The sequence below is a fragment of the Rothia aeria genome (genome assembly GCF_016726365.1).
GTDB lineage: Bacteria > Actinomycetota > Actinomycetes > Actinomycetales > Micrococcaceae > Rothia > Rothia aeria.
In genome coordinates, this window is record NZ_CP068102.1 from 1,013,514 (window position 1) to 1,032,044 (window position 18,531).

Sequence of the window (18,531 nt, forward strand, 5' to 3'; positions counted from 1 at the left end):
AGTTGGGGCTTCTTGGCGCTTACCGGGTAGAAAAAGAAGGCCCATTTTTGGCTTATCCCACACAGCAACCTATTCGCTTTTTCGTGTTGTTCCGCGTCATAGCAATATAAAGATTTGATAAATAATCCGAAAGTATGACAGTTTTCAAAAAACCTTAGAGTATGCTGGAAATTCGACTAACTGAGGAAGCACGCAATGAGCAATAGCGCAACACAGGTAAGAACAGCCCAGATCGGTGGTGGCCGTATCAGCGACGGCCCGGCGAACCTGCGAGCCTCGTTCAGCGCTTCCAAGGTTTCGGCGGGTCACCGTACCACCTCCCCCAAGATACTGTCAGTCCTGTACACGGCGCGCGTGATTGGGTTGGCATTACCGTACGTATTTACGTTTGCAGCGGTGCTGGGTGGAGACCTTTATTCGCAGTGGGCACACGTGATGTTCCACCCGATTGGGCAGTTCATGCTGGCGTATGCACTGGCGCATGTGACCGCCAATATTTGTTTCAACTTCCGCCGCGGCGGCGCCCTGGTTCGCACCGTAAATGGTGTGGGCGCGGTGCTGTGTGTGGCGGTCTCTCCCCTGTGGGTGAACTTGATAATGTCAGGGGCTAATTCGCCAGATGCGTTGTGGGCGCTGATTGGTGTTCCCCTGGAATTCGCGGCGTGCATTGGATACTACGTGTACACCGCACGGAGGATTGGGTAGAGTCCTCCATAATCCCATAGAGAAAAGTTGAGCACCCGGTGTTTGTTGGTTCCGCCGGGTGCTCAACCACGTTTACGGGTACACGCCTAGTTTTCACATTCTGCACCAAGAAATCCCTGGTATTGCTGATCGGCTGCGGTAGGGTGAAGGGGCACGCCTCCAACCACCAGGCAAGGAGTCACCCGCCATGACCGCCAGCAACAAGAGCACATTGAATGCTTCACGGCAGGATCGCTATCTAAAAGCCGTCGAGCTGCTTGACTCTGCCCACTCATACACACGGCTGGGCGCGGTGCACGCACTCGTGGGGCTGGCGGATGAATACCTTGCCAATGAATCCTTATCCGCAGAAGAAAAGCACACGGAGGGCCAGCGCATCGTTGATGTTCTCTGCGCCTACATCCGCGACCCTTTTGAGCTGGCATTTCGGTACGATGAACTCTCGCAGAATAAGCCCAGCCAGCACGGCGTATACGGGGACAACCACCAAGATTTCTATATGCACAAAGCGGAGCTTCTGGCAGAAGCAAAGGTTCGTCAGCAGGCTTTGCAGGAAATTCACCGCCGGTTGCGCCATTTTCCTCAGGACGACAGAAGGAGTTATGTAGAAGGCTCGTGGTCTGGGTTTGAGTACGATTTCTCGAATAGTGTTTTCTTCTACCCGGTTGATATGAAGGATTCCTGGTACCAGAATTCCGTTGATTTCAGCAGGTGCACATACTACACCAGTGCCGAATTCAACGGTTCCACCTATGAACGAAGCGCCTATTTTTGCGATTCTACGTACTACGATTGGGTTTTCTTCAACAACTCAACCTATTGTGGTGAAGCCCAGTGGAGCGGATCTACGTACCATGATTCGGCGCGTTTCAACTGGTCTGTTTACTATGGTGAGGTTTCCTTCCACGATTCTGTTTACGGTGGATCGGTCTTCTTCGACCAGTCTCTCTACTACGATGAGGCTTTATTCTATAGCTCTACTTATCGGGGCGAGGCCGGGTTCGACGGCTCTCTGTACCAAGGCTCAGTTTTTGTGAATGATTCTGTCTTTGCTGGCGAGGTTTCCCTGTACGGGTCTGTTTTCTGCGGTGCCCTGAATTTTGGTACCGACTTTTTCGGGGAATCGTATCCTTCGCGGTTTGTTCAGAGTGCGCCCTGTTTTGTTGCTGAAAAGAATGCGCGGGCAACGTTATTTGGCTCGTCTAGCAATAATTTTGTGGTTGCGAACAGCGGCTACTCTATAGCTCTCGGCGCTGACGGTCTTCCGCTGGGATGCAGCTTTTTGTCTACAGAACAGGCAGACTATCTCGCGGCAAAGTTCCGAAAGATACACGAGACGTGGACCCATCTTCATGACTCGCAGGTGCCGCAGGAGCGGCAAGACCTTCGGGAGAAAATGGAGAGCCTAAGCCAAGATATACGAGCGTGGAGGAAAGAAGCTACTGCTCTGCCTGGTGGCAACTAGCAGATGACGCTTTCCCCTACATATACGGGGTATCTGCTGTAGGATGGGGAGGAAATAAACGCCGCTCCACTCACCTGTGAGGAACCGTTAAAAGCAATGCCGCATACACCCGAAAATGTAGAGAACAATTCAGAGGTATCTCACCAAACCACGTTTGAGAAACATAAGGCAGAGCGTTAGGAACGGTATCTTCAAGCGGTAAAACAGCTTCGCAGCAAGGACGCCTCTGCGCGCGTGAGCGGCGTACACGCACTTGTTACGCTTGTGGATGAGTGGCTTCACGAAGAAAACCTATCTGAAGACGAAAAAATTAAAGAGGGGCAGTTGATTATTAATAAGCTCTGCGCCTACATCTGCTCCCCTTTCACCCTCGCCTCTGAGTATGATGAACTGACTCAGGACAGCCCAGCAGCTGAAGGTCTCTACAAAAATAGAGAACAAGAATTCTATATTCATAAGGCAGAGCTTCAAGCAGAAGCAGATGTGCGCCTGAGCATTATTAAAGAGATTCACGCCCGCCTACAGGGCCCAGACGAAAATACCCCAGGGGCGTGGTCAGGTTTTGAATACGACTTCTCAGGTAGCATTTTCTTCTACCCCGTAGACCTCACACGCTCTTACTACACGAAACCCGTTCATTTCAGTGAATCCGTTTACTGGAGTTCGGCTAATTTCAGTGGATCCACCTACCGGGCCTGGGTTGGTTTCAGCGACTCCACCTACCGGGGTCGGGCTGATTTTAGCGGCTCCACCTATCGGGGCGGGGCCGATTTCCACGAGTCCATCTACCAGGCTGAGGTTGATCTCAGCAAGTCTGTTTATCAAGACTGGGTAGACTTTCACGAATCCACCTATTGGGGTGATGCCAACTTCAGCGAGTCTGCTTATCGAAGTTGGGCTGATTTCTACGATTCTACCTATCAGGATGAGGCTAGTTTTACCGGCTCCACTTACCAGGAGGGGGTTGATCTTAGCTGCTCCATCTATTGGGGTAGGGTCAACTTCCGCGGTTCCATCTACGAGGATGAGGCTACTTTTAGCGGGTCTATCTTTCAGGACACAATCGATTTTGGTAAAGATACAGGCAGCGGCGGTTCTTCCCGTTTCACACGATGCGCCCCTGCGTTCTATGACGAGGCAAACCAGCAAAACACACTTTTTGGCGCACCCAATAATGACTTCTCCGCCGAAAACAGCGAGGGCTGCCCCATTCTCCTTACCCCTGACGAATTACCCCTTGACTGCCGCTTCCTATCAACCGCCCAGAAGGATTACCTGGGGAATACCCTCCACAGGCTAGAAGAAACGAATGATGAGTTCCTTGCCGCGAAGAATCATGAAGTGGAGAAAGAGCTCTCAGAAAAGCTGCGGTCTCTCACCCAAGAACTCCACGACTGGCGTGAAAAAGTTACCGCATTACCGCCCAACTCGCCGAATAATACAGGAACACCTCAGCAGACCAAGTTGAAACGGGCTGAGGAGGAGGTTCCATGGTTCTCAGCAGGTGGAGAAGCGCTTTCCCTACTTGACGACTATCGAAAAAACGGCAATGATCACGCCAAGATTTATGTAGTTATTAAAGATATTCTTGAAAGCCATGAAAACCAGATAAAAATTCTTGCAGAACAGACCCAGCAATGCCTTGAAAGCGTTTTCAGACAACGTATGGCAGAGCGTCGAGGACGGTACACCAAAGCGGTAGAACAGCTTGGTAATGCGAGTGCCCCCGTTCGTATAGGTGGCGTATATACGCTCGTTGGTCTCGCGGATGAGTGGCTACTAGACGAAAGCCTGGCATACTTAGAAAGAGTTAGAGAAGGACAGGTTATTATTAATAACCTGTGTACCTATATTCGCTCCCCGTTTGCCCTTGTTTCCCACTATGATGAGCTAACTCAAGACAGCCCAACAGCCGAAGGTCTCTACAAAAATAGAGAACAAGAATTCTATATAGACAAAGCGACCATAAAATCTGAAGCAGATATTCGTCTGAACATTATTAAAGAAATTCGCCACCGCCTACAAGGCCCAGATGAAAACACTCCAGGGGCGTGGTCTGATTTTGAATATGACTTCTCAGGTAGCACCTTCTTCTACCCCGTAGACCTCACAAACTCCTACTACACAAAACCCGTTAATTTCAGCGGCTCTACCTACCAGGATTGGGTTGACTTCAGTAACTCTATCTACCAAAGTCGGGCTGATTTTAACGATTCTACCTACCGGAACTGGGCTGACTTCCGCGGCTCAATCTATCAAGGTCGGGCTGATTTCAATAGCTCCACCTATCAAAATGTGGTTTACTTCAGTGACTCAACTTACAGGGGTGAGGTTTGTTTTAATAAATCCACTTACCAAGATTTTGTTTATTTTGACCGCTCCATCTACCAGAACTGGGCTGATTTCTACGATTCTACCTATCAGGATGAGGCTAGTTTTACCGACTCCACCTACCTGGATATGGTTAGCTTCTTCGACTCCACTTACCAGGAAGTGGTTAGTTTCAGTGATTCTGCCTATTGGAATGGGGGCGGGTTCAGCAACTCCATTTACCAGGGTGAGGTTGATTTCAGCAATTCCATTTACGTCGGCGGGATAGGGTTCAGCAACTCCGCTTACCGGGGTAAAGCTAATTTCAGTGGCTCCATCTACCAGGGTCAGGTTGGCCTCAGCAACTCCACCTATGAGGACGAAACTGCTTTTAGCGGGTCTATCTTTCGCAACGAAATTTATTGTGGCCAGAGCACAAACAGCGGCAGCTCTTCCCGTTTCACACAATGCGCCCCTGAATTCTACGACGAAACAAACCACCAAAACACGCTCTTTGGCTCACACGACAATAATTTCACAGCCGAAAACGGCAGAGGTTATCCCATTTACCGCAACCTTAAAGGCTTACCCCTCGGCTGTGCTTTCCTGGCACCCGATCAGAGGGAATACCTGAAGAGTATTCTCCGCAGGATGGAAGAAATCAGCAATAAAATTCATACCCCGCACACCCCAGACAAGACGAAAGAACTCTCAGAAAAGCTGCGGTCTCTCACCCAAGAAATCCATGAATGGCGTGAAAAAGTCACCACAGCACAGAGGACCCGATAAGCGATGCCAGAAAAACATAATACAGAACGCCGAGAACGGTACGTAAAAGCAGTAGAACAACTGGGCAATGAGAAAGCCCCTGTCCGTATGGATGGTGTGTATACGCTTATTGGCCTCGCGGATGAGTGGCTACTAGACGAAAACCTGGAATACTTAGAAAGAGTTAGAGAAGGACAGGTTATTATTAACAACTTCTGCGCCTATATCCGTTCCTCCTTCGCTCTCGCCTTCCACTACGATGAGCTGACTCAGGAAAGCCCAACAGCCGAAGGCCTTTACAAAAATAGAGAACAAGAATTCTACGCTGACAAAGCAGCGCTAGAATCTGAGGCAAACATTCGCCTGAGCATTATTCAAGAAATTCGCCACCGCCTACAAGGCCCTGAGATTAACACGCCGGGGGCATGGTCAGATTTTGAATACGACTTCTCGGGAAGCACCTTCTTCTACCCCATAGATCTGACAAATTCTTACTACGCAAAACCTGCCGCATTCGATAATGCCGTGTATAAAGACTGGGCTAATTTTAGCGGCTCCCACTATTGCGGTGACGCTGATTTCAGCTACTCAGACTACGGGGGTGATACTGATTTCAGCTATTCCACGTATCAGGGTGAAGCTGACTTCCGGGAGTCCGCCTATCAGGGTCGGGCTGACTTTAGCCGCTCCACCTACATGCAAAAAGCTGTTTTTAGCGATTTCATTTCTCCCTCCACATACAAAAGTGACGCTGATTTCAGCAATTCAGACTATGGGGATGATACCGATTTCAGCTATTCCACCTATCAGGGTAGGGCTGATTTCCGCGCCTCCACCTACGCCGGTGAGGCGTATCATCGTGGTTCCAGCTACACGGGTACAGTTGATTTCAGTGATTCCGTCTATAGGGGCCGGGCTATCTTCAGCCGTGCCGCCTACCAGGGCAAGGCTAATTTCAGCGGCTCCAGGTACCAGGATGAGGCTCACTTCTACTTCTCCACCTACCAAGAGGCTGATTTCAGTGGCTCCGCCTACCAAGCCCTCACTGACTTCAGCTACTCCACTTACCGGGGTGCAGCTGACTTCCGCAGATCAGCCTACCGGGCTGGGGCTGACTTCTGCGGCTCAGAATACCGGGAATGGGCCACCTTCAGCGGATCCACCTACCAGAGGTGGGCTAACTTTGTTGACTCCACCTATGGGAGCTGGGCTGATTTCAGTAAGTCCACCTACCAGGGAAATGCTGACTACAGCGAGTCTATGCACCAGGGCTGGGTTAATCTCAGCGGATCCACTTATGAGGGTGTAGCAGCCTTTAACGGGTCTATTTTTGACGACAAAATCTATTTTAGTGAAGATATAGACGGCAGCTGCTCCTCCCGTTTCACGCAGTACGCCCCCGCGTTCTACGACGAGACAAACCATCAAAACGCACTTTTTGGTTCGCATAAGAATAATTTCACGGTCGAAAACGGTAGGGGCCACCCCATTTACCTCACGCCTGAGGGATTACCCCTCAACTGTGCTTTCCTGGCACCCGATCAGGGGGAATACCTGAAGAGTATTCTCCGCAGGATGGAAGAAACCAGCGATAAAATCCTTGCCGTGAAAAATGATGAAGAGAAAAAAGGGCTCATAGAAAAGCGGCAACCTCTTGACAAAGAATTCAATGAATGGCGTGAAAAAGTCACCACAGCGCAGAGGACCCGATAAGCAATGCCAGAAAAACATAATGTAGAACGCCGAGAACGGTACACCAAAGCGATGGAACAACTCGGAAGCAAAGAAGCCCCTGTCCGTATAGGTGGCGTATACACGCTTGTTGGGCTCGTGGATGAGTGGCTACTAGACGAAAACCTGGATTACACAGAAAAAGTCAGAGAAGGACAGGTTATTATCAATAGCCTCTGTGCCTATATCCGTTCCTCCTTCGCTCTCGCCTTTCACTACGATGAGCTGGCTCAGGAAAGCCCAACAGCTGAAGGTCTTTACAAAAATAGAGAACAAGAATTCTACATTGACAAGGCAGCGCTGGAATCTGAGGCAGATATTCGCCTGAGCATTATTAAAGAAATTCACGATCGCCTACAAAGCCCTGAAATAAACACGCCGGGGGCATGGTCTGATTTTGAATATGACTTCTCGGGAAGCACCTTCTTCTACCCCATAGATTTCACACGCTCTTACTACGCAAAGCCTGTTAATTTTAGTGGTTCCGCCTACCAGGACGAGGTTCGCTTCGGCGGTTCCACTTACCAGGGCGGGGCAGATTTCAGCGGCTCTATCTACTGGCGTGGGGCTGATTTCCTCAGTTCTACATACCAGAGTCAGGCTAACTTCACCGGTTCCACGTACCAGGACAAGGCTGTCTTTAGCAGCTCCACCTACCAGGATGGGGCTAACTTCAGCGGATCCACTTATCAAGGTGAAGTTTTCTTTCGTGGCTCCGTCTACCGGGGCTGGGTTGTTTTCAATGGCTCTACCTATCGGGAAGAGGCTGATTTCTGTGGCTCTACCTACCGGCGCGGGGCTGATTTCAGCAACTCTACCTACTGGGGCAAGATTGTTTTCGGCGGCTCCGTTTATCAAGGCTGGGCTGTCTTTCGCGATTCCGCTTACCGGGGCGAAGCTGCCTTTAATGACTCCGTCTACTGGGGTGGGGCCGATTTCAGCGGCTCTACCTACCGGGGCAGGACTGGCTTCGGTAACTCTATCTACCAGGAAGGGGCCAATTTAAGCCGATCCATCTACTGGGGCGAGGCTAACTTTAGCGGGTCTATTTTCTGTAGTGAAATATATTTTGGCCAAGACGGAGACAACAGTAGCTTTTCTCGCTTCACAGACTGCACCCCTCAGTTTTATGACGAGACAAACCATAAAAACACGCTCTTTGGCTCGCATAACAATGATTTCACGGTCGAAAACGGCAGGGGCTACCCCATTTACCGTGCCTTTGAAGGCTTACCTCTTGGCTGTGCTTTTCTCACCGCAGAACAGAAAGAATACCTTGAAGATAAGTTCCATGAAATAGGAAAAACGAAGAATAAATTTCGTGAGGTAAAAGATACCGAGGGGAACGCCATATTTGTCAACACTCCGCTATCTCTTAACGGTGAGATCCGTGTTTGGCGTGAGAAAGTTACCACGGTAAAAGCGGAGGGCACAACATCCGGAGAGCAAGATAACTAGCCGCCCGGTTAAGCTGAAGATGCGGTAGGGTAAAAAGGAACACGCACCATCACTTTAAGGAGCAGAACGCCAATGCCAGAAGAACGCAAAACTATAGAGTCTAGATTATCTGCTAGCCCGGAGGTATATCGGCACACCAAGTTTATGGCACGGTTTGAGAAGGCTTTTCCGTGGCTGCTGGCTGGTGGGGCAGCGCTTGTCCTACTTGAAACCTACCGCAAGAATACTAACGACCGCGCTAAAGCGAATGCAGACATTAAAGCCGCCCTTAAAAACCAAGAGCACCAAGCGGAAGTTCTCAAAGAACAAATCCGGCAATTCGACGAAAATGCTTTCAAAGAACGTAAAGCAGAACGCCGAGAACGGTACACCAAAGCGGTAGAACAGCTTGGTAATGTGAGTGCCCCCGTTCGTATGGGTGGTGTGTATACGCTCATTGGGCTCGCGGACGAATGGCTTGAAGAAGAAAATCTGTCTGAGCCTGAAAAAGTCAGAGAAGGGCAGGTTATTGTTAATAATCTCTGCGCCTATATTCGCTCCCCGTTTATTCTTGCTTCTCATTATGATGAGTTATCTCAGGCCAGCCCCACACCTGAGGGGTTTTATAAAGATAATCAGCAGAAATTCTACACTGATAAAGCAGAGTTCACATCTGAGGCAGATATTCGCCTGAGCATTATTCAAGAAATTCACGATCGCCTACAAAGCCCTGACAAAAACACACCGGGAACATGGTCAGGCTTTGAATACGATTTCTCGGGAAGCACCTTCTTCTACCCTATAGACCTCACAAACTCCTATTACAAAAAACCCGTTAATTTCAGTGGCTCCACTTACCAAGACGAGGTTCGCTTCGACGGCTCTGTCTACAAGGACGAGGCTGACTTCGGTAGCTCCATCTACAAGAGTTGGGCTACCTTCGACGGCTCCACCTACACAGGTTGGGTTGGCTTCAATTGCTCCACCTACCAAAGCTGGGCTGACTTCAGCGCCTCCACGTACCAGAACGGAGCTACCTTCATGAGCTCCACCTACCAAAGCTGGGCTGACTTCAGTAATTCTACCTGCCAAAGTGAGGTTTACTTCAGCGACTCTACCTACAAGGGTAAGGCTGACTTCAGCGGCTCGACCTACCAGAATGAGGTTTACTTCAGCTACTCCACCTACCAGAGTGAGGCTGACTTCAGCGACTCTATCTACCAGGACAAGGCTGACTTTAGTGACTCCACCTACCGAGGCTGGGCTGACTTCCGCAACTCCGCTTACCAGGGTCGGGCTGGTTTCACCGACTCCACCTACCAGGGTGAGGTTTACTTCAACAACTCTACCTACCAGTGGGCTCATTTCAGCGGCTCCACCTACCGAGGCTGGGCTGACTTCCGCAACTCCACTTACCAGGGTCGGGCTGGTTTCACCGACTCCATCTACCAGAATGAGGTTTATTTCAGCGGCTCCACCTACGAAGATAAGGCCAACTTCAGTGGGTCTATTTTCTGCGGTGACGTTTATTATGGCAAAGATAGATACAACAGTAACTTTTCTCGCTTCACAGAATGCACCCCTCAGTTTTATAATGAGAATAGCCATCAAAATACACTTTTTGGTTCACCTGATAATGACTTCTCCGTCGAAAACGGCAGGGGCTACCCCATTTACCGCAACCTTGACGGCTTACCTCTTGGCTGTGCTTTTCTCACCGCAGAGCAGAAAGAATACCTTACAGATAAGTTCCAAGAAATAGACGAAACGAAGAATAAAATTCGTGAGGTAAAAGATCCCAAAGAGAAAGCAGAACTCTCGAAAAAGCTGCAAGCTCTTAACGAAAAGCTCTATGAATGGCGGGAGGAAGCCACCACGGTAAAAGCGGAGGATACAGCGCCCGAAGAGGAAGATAACTAATAACTAGCCGCCCCAAAGGATTCGCGGTCTCCACCTCCTGCCGTATAAGAGCACTAAGATTCTACGGTGCTGTTTACCCCTATGAGTTTGACCCTGCTCTGACGTGGCAGGTTTGTTTCGACCACAGGATTTAACCCGCAACGACCTCTGAATATGCGCAGGGCCGGGCTGTTATCTGCCTGCTCAGCAAAGATTTGCAGGTAAACCTTGAGCCAAAATTCAGGAAAACCTGAAAGGCGAGCTGAAGATGCGGTAGGGTGGTACTTGCGCACACTCACCGTAAGGAGTCTACTTACCTATGAGCGATAAAAAACAGCAGGAAGCAGAACAGCCTAGGCGGTCGCATAAAATATGGTTATGGATAAAACGGTGGTGGCTGCCTATTGCTATTCTGCTGATTACTAGTGCCGGGCTAGCGTGTGCTCTATCTATCCCGCAACGAGTTTTTGAAACCCCTAGAGAACCAGCCAACGATAAGAGCGCCCCTGTCTTACTAGCTCAGAGCAACCTCCGGTTAGCTTTTCTCTATATCACCGGTGGGGCTATCGCGGTGATGGGTCTTATCGAAACTTTTCGCAAAAACAATAACGAAAAACTCAAGACCGATCAGGAAAAAGAGAAAAATGACAGAGACCATCTGCGACAGGTGAGGGCAGGACGCAGAGAACGGTACACCAAAGCGGTAGAACAGCTAGGTGATGAGAAAGCTCCTATTCGTATGGGCGGCGTGTACACACTCGTTGGACTCGTGGATGAATGGCTTGAAGACGAGTCTATAGACAAATATGAGGACAGGCTCAAAGAAGGACAGGTTATTATCAATAACCTCTGCGCTTATATACGCTCCCCATTCACTCTCGCTTCTCATTATAATGAGTTATCTAACCCCACGCCTAAAGGAATATATAAAGATAAAAAAGAAAAATTCTATGCAGACAAAGCAACATTAGATTCTGAAACAGACGTTCGTCTAGGAATTATTAAAGAAATTCACGACCGTCTACAAGACTCAGACAAAAACACACCGGGGGCGTGGTCAGACTTTGAATACGATTTCTCGGGAAGCACCTTCTTCTACCCAATAGACCTTACGAACTCTTACTACGCAAAACCTATTAATTTCAGCGGCTCCACCTACACGAGTTGGGCTGACTTCAGCGGCTCTACCTACAAGGGCGAGGCTTACTTCCGCAACTCTACCTACCAGAGTAAGGCTATCTTCAACGGCTCCACCTACAAAGGCAGGACTGTATTCATCGGGTCTATTTTCTATAGTGACGTTTCTTTTGGCGAAAATAATGAAAACGGTAGCTCTTCCTGTTTCACAAAATACACCCCTAATTTCTATCAAAAAAATTATTATCAGAAAACACTTTTTGGTTCAATTAATAATAATTTTACGGTAGATAATGATAAAGGTCATCCTATTTATCTAAACCCAGAAGGTATACCTCTAAAATGCAAATTTCTCACCTTGGAACAGAAAGAATACCTTGAAGGTAAATTCCAAGAAATAGAAAAAATAAATAATAAACTTTTTGAGGTGAAAGATCTCAAAGAGAAGGAAGAACTTTCGAAAAAGCTGCAAGCTCTAAACGAAGAACTCCACAAATGGCGGGAGGAAGTTACCACAGTATAAATTAGAAAACAGCACAATAGAAAGTATAGAAGACTAACCAACCTATCATGGTGTTCTAGGATAGTTTATAACCGACAAATATCCCAAAACTCTACAGTTCTAAACTTTATTGAACGAAAGTACCGGCAGCTTATGCAGCTGCTCCTCCTTACTTACCCGCCAAAGTTTTCAGGTTCAGCGGCGTACTTAGCGCCTCTACCAGGCGCCCCAACCGCATCAAAACCTGCCCCCTCACACAGGGCCCAGTAAAACCTTGCGGCATATGCTATTCGTCTTCTTCGTAGACATAATCCTTGAAATAGTCAGGGTCACCGTCGCTGTCTATCCAGAGCTCAAACCAGCCCAGGAAGTCCTGGCGCTCACAGCAGGGGCTAACACCCACATCCGAGAAGCTCCACACCTCACCGGCGCACGGCCCGGCGGTAATCAGCTCATAGGTCATGCCACACCCCTCATCCATGAGCTCAATACCCTGGTTCCCCAGCTTACGTTCAAAGGACTCGTCGCTAAGCTGCTCTTCGTCCTCCTCATCCTCCCAAACCCAGCCGTCCGTGAGCGTCATGGGGAGGGAAAGGTCTTTGTGCTCAATCTCTGCGAGCCGGTGAATGGGACTGGCGCTAATGCTCTCCGCCGCAGGGTCGTTCCAGCCGTCACCAACCTCCAGCAGAAACAGCCGGTACGCCTGCGGCAGGCGGGTGTTGCAGGCACTCTCAAAAGCAGCAATTTCCGTCTCCGAAATGGTAGGCCCCATGCTGATATTCTTCTGAGCAATTTTAGTCTTAATACGCTCGATCACGGCCAGGTATTCTTCAGGTGTATAGATAGGCACAGAAACTCCTCAATATAGATATAGTCCAGTTCACAAGTCAGCACAGAGCCTTTTTACATGCTACTGCACAGCCGTAACTGTTTCTATCCTGGCGGTCATTGAGGTACGGGCAGATTATGCGTATTCAATTCCGGCTGAATTCATGCAATAATTAAATATAAATCCACTTTAACTACAATTAGTGCCACATGAACGAATTTAATAACTCCATCATTATTTACCAGCCAAATACTGATCAGCCCGCTATTGATGTTCAGATAGAAGGCGAAACTGTGTGGCTCAGCCAGCGGCAGATGTCGGTATTATTCAATACCAGTTCAGACAATGTTGGGCTCCACCTGAAGAATATCTATGCTGAGGGTGAGCTCCTAGAAGAGGCAACTACCGAGGATTTCTCGGTAGTTCGTCAAGAGGGGACCAGGCAGGTTCGGCGATCAGTGCGCCACTACAACCTTGATGCCATTATCTCCGTGGGCTACCGGGTCAAATCAGCCACGGCCACGCAGTTCCGCATCTGGGCCACCAAGCGCCTGCGCGAATACCTGGTGCAGGGGTACAGCATTAACCAACAGCGGCTTGAACAGCTCGGGCAGATCGTAGAAGTCATGGCACGGGCAGATAACCATCTTGTGGCCGGTACCGGTGAAGTACTCGCAGCCTATCTACCGAGCCTGCAAGCCCTGCGCGACTACGACGAAGGCACGCTCTCTGCCAGCGAATCCACCGGGAACGCGCCGGTGTGGCAGCTCACTCATGCCGAAGCGCAGGCGATCATTGCCCGCGCCCGCAGCGAATTCCCGCAAGATAGGCTGTTCGGGATCGAAAACGGGGATAAACTCAAGTCGGTTGTCGCAACCATCTACCAGAGCTTCGCGGGCGAAGACCTCTACCCAACCACCGAGCAGAAAGCAGCGAACTTACTGTACCTCATGGTCAAAGACCACCCGCTGGTTGATGGGAATAAACGCAGCGCCGCGGCCTTGTTCATTGAGTTTCTGGCCCAGAATAACCTGCTGTTTTCGGCCGATGGCACACCGCTCGTCTCAAACAACGCCCTAGCGGCAATGACCCTAATGGTCGCCATGAGCAGCCCGAAAGAAAAGGACCTTATGGTAGCCCTCGTGGAGCGGCTCATTAGCCCGGCTGCGCAGTAGCCTTCGCTTCGTGGCCCGCAGTGCGCCGCTACTCCCCCACCAGGGTCTTCGGGTCCAGCGGGGTGCTGGTGCCCTCCGCCAGGTGCTCCAGGCGCCTCAAAATAAGGCCCTCACGCAGCGCCCAGGGGCAAACACGCATCGTTTCCACGCCGAACATCTCCATCGCGGCCTCAGCCACCATCGCACCCGCAAGAACCTGGTCGGCGCGCATCCGGGAAACACCGGGCAAATCAGCGCGCTCGGCGGGGGCCATGGCCTCCATGCGGCGAGTCCACAGGCGCAAATCCGTCACATGCATCTCACGCTTCACATGCGGCCCCGCAGAATACGGTGCTGCCCCGCAGATACGCGCCAACGACCGGAACGTCTTCGAGGTGCCCACCACCATGTTCGGCTCACCGAATGCCAGCAGCTGCTGCGCCACCGGCTCAATCTGCTCACGCACATACCCGCGCAGCCGCTTCGTCTGCTTCGGTGCGGGCGGCTGCTCCTCAAAAAACTCGCGGGTCAGGCGGCCAGCGCCCAGCGGCACCGACATTGCCGCATCCGGTAAGGCATCCGTGCCCGTGGAAAACTCGAACGAGCCGCCCCCAATATCAAAATTCAGGATGCGCCCCGCACCCCACCCTTGCCAGCGGCGCACCGCGAAATAGGTGATAGCCGCCTCCTGGTCGCCTGAAATCCCGCTCAGGCTCACCCCGGTTTTCCGCCGCACATGCTGCAGAACCTCGGCACCATTACCGGCCTCACGAATAGCGGAGGTCGCGAAGGCGAGCAGGTCCTCGGCGTTGTTTTCAATGGCGAAATCGCGGGCAGACTTCACGAACTCGGTCAGCGCGGCGCGGCCCTCGTCAGAAATATCACCTGACGGCGTCAAATACTGCACCAGCTGCAGCGGAATCTTATGCGAAGCGTATGGTTCGGGGCGGGCACCCGGGTGCCCGTCAATAAGCAGCAGGTGAACGGTGTTCGACCCCACGTCAAGAACTCCAAGGCGCACAGCGCGCTCCTATCCCCCGGCAGGTGCCGAGATAATATACAACTCCGTTAAGTCTGGCACACTGCGCACTCATCCAGCGTCAGACGGACTAGTCCTTCTTAGCCGCAGTCTTCTTTGCAGTAGTGGACTTTTTAGCGGTTGTCTTTTTCGCGGTGCTCTTCTTGGCGGTTGTCTTTTTCGCCGCGGTCTTACGCTTCGCAGGCCCCTTAGCGCGCTTCTCGGCCAGCAGTTCGACGGCGCGCTCATGGGTGAGCGATTCGATGGTTTCCGAACGCGGCACCGTAATGTTGGTAACGCCGTCGGTAATGTACGGCCCGAACCGCCCGTCTTTGACCACGATATTCTTTTCGCTGTTCGGGTCTACCCCGAGTTCGGCGAGCGGGGGCTTAGCGGCGGCACGTCCGCGCTGTTTAGGCTGTGCATAAATATCGAGCGCCTGTTCAAGGGTGATCGTGAAGATCTCTTCCTCAGACCCAATCGACCGCGAGTCGGTACCCTTCTTCAGGTACGGCCCAAACCGCCCATTCTGCACGGTAATTTCGTTGCCTTCCGCATCAGTACCGAGCACGCGCGGCAGGCTCAAGAGCTTGAGCGCATCCTCTAGAGTTACGGTCGCCAAATCCATAGATTTGAAAAGCGATGCAGTGCGCGGTTTAGCGGGCTTAGGCTTCTTCTTCGGCTTGGGTTTGCCGTTCTTGTAGTATTCGGTGGGCTGCGCATCCAGGTACGCCTGAATCTGCTCCTCCGTCATCTCTTCGATAACTTCGGTAACGTACGGGCCGTAGCGCCCGTCGCGGGCGATAATCTGGTTCCCGGAGGCCGGGTCGGTGCCGAGCACGCGCCCATCGGATTTGCCCTGCTCAAGCAGCTCTTTCGCCTTCTCAGCGGTCAGCTCATCAGGCGCCAAATCGGTGGGAACATTAGCGCGCACGGGGTCAGAAACTTCACCGGTTTCGGTATTGACGGTGCCTTCAGCCTCAAGGTAAGGGCCGAATTTACCCACGCGCAACACAATGCCGTCAGCAATGCGGATCGAGTTAATATCGCGAGCATCAATATCGCCCAGATTATCCACAATCGGCTTGAGCCCGCGCTTTTTCTGCGCCCCGCCACCAAAGTAGAAGGCACCCAGCCACTCCACACGCGACTCCTCGCCGCGGGCAATACGGTCAAGGTCTTCTTCCATCTGCGCGGTGAACTCGTAGTTCACGTAAGGGCCGAAACTGTTTTCAAGCAGCCGCACCACCGAGAACGCGGTCCACGAAGGCACGAGCGAACCGGAACGCACCTGCACATAGCCGCGGTCCATAATCGTTGAAATCACGGCGGCGTAGGTGGAGGGGCGTCCAATGCCCAGCTCGTCAAGAGTTTTCACGAGCGAAGCCTCAGTGTAGCGGGGCGGGGGCAGGGTCTCATGCCCGGCGGCTTCAAGTTTCTTGGCGGTGAGCGGGTCACCCTGTGCGAGCGCGGGCAGGCGTTTCTCGGCGTTCTTGGCGTCGCGTTCTGCCAGGCGGGTTGCGTCCACCCCTTCCTCATAGGCGGCGAGGAAGCCTCGGAAGGTAATGACGGTGCCGGATGCTGCGAACTCGGCGTCGCGCCCGTTGGATGCGGTTGCTCCCAACCGCACGGATGCGGTCGAACCGGTGGCGTCTGCCATCTGCGAGGCGACGGTACGTTTCCAGATCAGCTCGTACAGCCGGTATTCGTCGTTGGAGAGCGCGCCGCGCACGGCGTCGGGGGTGCGGAAGGCGTCGCCTGCGGGGCGGATTGCTTCGTGCGCTTCCTGCGCGTTTTTGCTCTTGGAGGCGTAGGTGCGCGGCGCGGAGGGCACGTATTCGGTGCCGTAGAGTTCGGATGCTTGGCGGCGTGCCGCCTTCACGGCCTGGTCTGAGAGTGCCACCGAGTCGGTACGCATGTAGGTAATGTAGCCGCTCTCGTAGAGGCGCTGGGCAACCTGCATGGTTACGCGCGATGAGAAGCGCAGCTTACGTGCCGCCTCCTGCTGCAGGGTTGAGGTGGTGAACGGCGCGGCGGGGCGGCGTTTATAGGGTTTGGTTTCGACCGAGCGCACCGCGAAGGGGGCGGCGGTGAGGGCTTCGGCGAGGGTACGCGCATCCGCCTCTGAGAGGTGGGTGACCTTAGTGGAGGTGAGGGTGCCGTCGTCGGCGAAGTCTTTGCCGGTGGCAACTCGGGTGCCGTCAACCGCCACGAGTTTGGCGTCAAAGCCCTCGTTGCTGGTGGTGATGAAATGCCCGGTCAGATCCCAGTAGTTGGCGGCGACGAAGGCCATGCGTTCGCGTTCGCGTTCAACAACGAGGCGGGTTGCTACGGACTGTACACGGCCCGCAGATAGCCCGCGGCCGACCTTGCGCCAGAGCACGGGTGAGATTTCGTAACCGTAGATACGGTCAAGGATACGGCGGGTTTCTTGGGCATCGACCAGGTGCAGGTCAATATCGCGCAGTTCCCCGAAGGCGCGTTCAATGGCTTCGCGGGTGATTTCGGGAAAGGTCATGCGGTAGACGGGAACCTTGGGTTTCAGAACCTCTTTGAGGTGCCAGGCGATTGCCTCACCTTCGCGGTCACCATCGGTTGCGAGGTAGAGGGCATCAACGTCTTTGAGTTTGCGTTTGAGTTCGGCGACTTTTTTCTTCTTGTCGGGGTTGACCACATAGTAGGGGTCAAAATCGTCGTCGATATTGACCGCGAACTTGCCGACCGGGCCTTTTTTCAGGTTTTCGGGCAGTTCGGAAGGCTGCGGCAGGTCGCGGATATGTCCCATGGACGAATCCACCAGAAATTCGCCGCCTAAGTAACCGCTGATGGTCTTCACCTTCGATGGGGACTCAACGATCAGTAGGGCTTTTCCGTTCTTTGCCTTGGTGGGCACGGCTCTCCTCGTGTGGGGTGGTTTTCAGTCTAGATGCGATTCAACAATAGCGCATAGTGCGCCCGAAACTCCCATTGGCGGCGCAACGCGCCGGGTGTTCCCTCTATGTAAAGCCATTAATGTGGCGGGCGCAAGTTAGGGTGCGGTGGGGCAGCGCGCCGGGTTCGCCCTGCGGGCTGGTGCCCGTGGTGTGGGCTGTGTCTACTGCCCGCTGTCGGTTTCAACCAGCCGGTATTCGCGGCCGTATACTTTGCGCGGCTCAATGCGCACCCACTGCATCTTATTGCCGTCGCTAAAATGACGCAACCCTAGAGTGTGCACCACATCCGGGGTCATTTCGTTGGGCAGCCAGTGCGCCACCCCTTGGACGATGACGGTGCGTATGCCTTCCGGCAGGGGTTCGTCGATTTCGAATGCTACGCGGCGGCTGACCACCACGGAGGAGAGTTTGTCGCCGCGGGTGGTGCGCAGGTAGATTTCGTCGCCGGTGACCCCGTAGAAGGCTGGTAGTACGTCTACGAACTGGCCGTCGGTGATGACGAGGCGCCCGAGCGTGTTTTCCCGTATTGTTTCCCAGCAGGATTCGGTGCTCATCATCTGGTTGTGCTCTTGTATGCTCATTCTTTTAGTGTAGGGGGTGTGCCGGGCGGGGCATAAAAAGGCTCTTTATTCCAATAAAGCGG

Annotated in this window: 12 protein-coding genes; 8 read left to right on the plus strand and 4 right to left on the minus strand. The window is 52.3% G+C overall.

The window, feature by feature from the left end:
• The first annotated feature begins 195 nt into the window (after positions 1–195).
• From I6I94_RS04250 to I6I94_RS04280, 7 genes are all read left to right on the plus strand, one after another.
• Positions 196–705: a hypothetical protein gene (locus I6I94_RS04250; protein ID WP_006888276.1), complete on the plus strand. Its 510-nt coding sequence runs from the start codon at positions 196–198 to the stop codon at positions 703–705.
• 187 nt (positions 706–892) lie between these two features.
• A complete protein-coding gene (locus tag I6I94_RS04255) occupies positions 893–2,170 on the plus strand; it encodes a hypothetical protein (RefSeq protein ID WP_128087476.1) in 1,278 nt (425 codons plus the stop codon).
• 234 nt (positions 2,171–2,404) lie between these two features.
• Complete coding sequence (locus I6I94_RS11410; RefSeq protein WP_236588934.1) at positions 2,405–5,269, plus strand: pentapeptide repeat-containing protein; 2,865 nt, start codon at positions 2,405–2,407, stop codon at positions 5,267–5,269.
• Between the two features lie 3 nt (positions 5,270–5,272).
• A complete protein-coding gene (locus I6I94_RS04265; RefSeq protein WP_128087475.1) occupies positions 5,273–6,961 on the plus strand; it encodes a hypothetical protein in 1,689 nt (562 codons plus the stop codon).
• A gap of 51 nt (positions 6,962–7,012) precedes the next feature.
• A complete protein-coding gene (locus I6I94_RS04270; RefSeq protein ID WP_236588935.1) occupies positions 7,013–8,437 on the plus strand; it encodes a hypothetical protein in 1,425 nt (474 codons plus the stop codon).
• Positions 8,438–8,581: 144 nt separating this feature from the next.
• Positions 8,582–10,336 (plus strand): hypothetical protein, encoded by a 1,755-nt coding sequence (locus tag I6I94_RS04275; RefSeq protein WP_236588936.1) that lies wholly within the window; start codon positions 8,582–8,584, stop codon positions 10,334–10,336.
• Between the two features lie 298 nt (positions 10,337–10,634).
• Positions 10,635–11,975, plus strand: coding sequence for a hypothetical protein (locus tag I6I94_RS04280; RefSeq protein WP_236588937.1), 1,341 nt, complete (start codon positions 10,635–10,637; stop codon positions 11,973–11,975).
• A gap of 265 nt (positions 11,976–12,240) precedes the next feature.
• Here the strand turns inward: I6I94_RS04280 and I6I94_RS04285 are convergent, their stop codons facing one another.
• The gene (locus tag I6I94_RS04285) at positions 12,241–12,804 is read right to left on the minus strand and encodes an SMI1/KNR4 family protein (protein WP_128087473.1); all 564 of its coding nucleotides are present in this window, start codon (positions 12,802–12,804) and stop codon (positions 12,241–12,243) included.
• A gap of 188 nt (positions 12,805–12,992) precedes the next feature.
• Between I6I94_RS04285 and rhuM the strand changes: the two genes are divergently transcribed.
• On the plus strand, positions 12,993–13,958 hold the full coding sequence (gene rhuM / locus I6I94_RS04290) for a virulence protein RhuM/Fic/DOC family protein (protein ID WP_128087472.1): 966 nt from the start codon (positions 12,993–12,995) through the stop codon (positions 13,956–13,958).
• A gap of 28 nt (positions 13,959–13,986) precedes the next feature.
• On the opposite strand, the gene I6I94_RS04295 is transcribed toward rhuM, so the two are convergent.
• The 3 genes from I6I94_RS04295 to I6I94_RS04305 form a co-directional block, all read right to left on the minus strand.
• Entirely contained in the window at positions 13,987–14,958 is a 972-nt protein-coding gene (locus I6I94_RS04295) for a Ppx/GppA phosphatase family protein (protein ID WP_128087471.1), read from the minus strand.
• Between the two features lie 88 nt (positions 14,959–15,046).
• On the minus strand, positions 15,047–17,848 hold the full coding sequence (gene topA / locus I6I94_RS04300) for a type I DNA topoisomerase (protein WP_201620930.1): 2,802 nt from the start codon (positions 17,846–17,848) through the stop codon (positions 15,047–15,049).
• Between the two features lie 201 nt (positions 17,849–18,049).
• On the minus strand, positions 18,050–18,469 hold the full coding sequence (locus I6I94_RS04305) for a pyridoxamine 5'-phosphate oxidase family protein (RefSeq protein WP_023133706.1): 420 nt from the start codon (positions 18,467–18,469) through the stop codon (positions 18,050–18,052).
• Between the last annotated feature and the right edge of the window lie 62 nt (positions 18,470–18,531).

What these genes read in the sequence shown, in the direction of transcription:
- I6I94_RS04280 (WP_236588937.1), top strand. Translation starts at nt 10,635, where the DNA reads ATGAGCGATAAAAAACAGCAGGAAGCAGAACAGCCTAGGCGGTCGCAT.
- I6I94_RS04270 (WP_236588935.1), top strand. Translation starts at nt 7,013, where the DNA reads ATGGAACAACTCGGAAGCAAAGAAGCCCCTGTCCGTATAGGTGGCGTA.
- I6I94_RS04305 (WP_023133706.1), bottom strand. Translation starts at nt 18,469, where the DNA reads ATGAGCATACAAGAGCACAACCAGATGATGAGCACCGAATCCTGCTGG.
- I6I94_RS04250 (WP_006888276.1), top strand. Translation starts at nt 196, where the DNA reads ATGAGCAATAGCGCAACACAGGTAAGAACAGCCCAGATCGGTGGTGGC.
- rhuM (WP_128087472.1), top strand. Translation starts at nt 12,993, where the DNA reads ATGAACGAATTTAATAACTCCATCATTATTTACCAGCCAAATACTGAT.
- I6I94_RS04275 (WP_236588936.1), top strand. Translation starts at nt 8,582, where the DNA reads ATGGCACGGTTTGAGAAGGCTTTTCCGTGGCTGCTGGCTGGTGGGGCA.
- I6I94_RS04265 (WP_128087475.1), top strand. Translation starts at nt 5,273, where the DNA reads ATGCCAGAAAAACATAATACAGAACGCCGAGAACGGTACGTAAAAGCA.
- I6I94_RS04255 (WP_128087476.1), top strand. Translation starts at nt 893, where the DNA reads ATGACCGCCAGCAACAAGAGCACATTGAATGCTTCACGGCAGGATCGC.